This is a genomic window from Aminobacter sp. P4_D5 (assembly GCF_056401815.1).
The window spans coordinates 1-653 of record NZ_JBFUIP010000848.1 but is presented as its reverse complement, the minus strand read 5'-3'; the positions used below and the strand labels follow the sequence as shown (position 1 = coordinate 653).

Genomic DNA, 653 nt, shown 5'->3' with positions numbered 1-653 from the left:
GGTCAGCGTCTTGCGGAAGGGCGCCTCGATCACGCAGCGCCCGGGCGCGACCTCGGCGATGCGGGCCTCGATGACGCGCATGAGGCCCTGCCGGGCGAAGCTCGCCTCGATGCGTCGCTGCAGATCGAGACTCGCCATCTCAGAATCTCCAGCCCGTGTGGATGGCGACGATGCCGCCCGAGAGGTTGCGGTGCGCCACCCGCTCCAGCCCGGCCGCGCGCATCATGCCGGCGAGCGTCGCCTGGTCGGGGAACATGCGGATGCTTTCGGCGAGGTAGCGGTAGCTCTCGGCATCCTGGGCGATGCGGCCGCCGATGGCGGGCAGGGCCTTGAAGGACCAGGCATCATAGAGCGGCGCCAGGGCCGCGATCTCGAGGTGGGAGAATTCCAGGCAATGGAAACGCCCGCCCGGCTTCAGCACGCGCCTGATCTCGCGCAGCACGGCGTCCTTGTCGGTGCAGTTGCGCAGGCCGAAGGCCATGCTGACCTTCTCGACGCTGGCATCGGGCAGCGGGATGCGCTCCGCATCGGTGCAGAGGAAGGAGAGGCCGCGCGCGAAGCCGCGGTCCAGCGCGCGCGACTGCCCGACCTGCAGCATCTCGGCATTGATGTCCGAACAGATGACCCGCCCGGCCCCGCGCTCCAGCGCGAGG

At 70.0% G+C, this 653-nt stretch carries 1 protein-coding gene; it reads right to left on the bottom strand.

The annotated features are described in order from the left end of the window. Positions 1 to 139 precede the first annotated feature (139 nt). Positions 140 to 653: ubiquinone/menaquinone biosynthesis methyltransferase (locus AC1DWF_RS35365; protein WP_476843127.1), on the bottom strand; the 514-nt coding region annotated here is incomplete at its 5' end.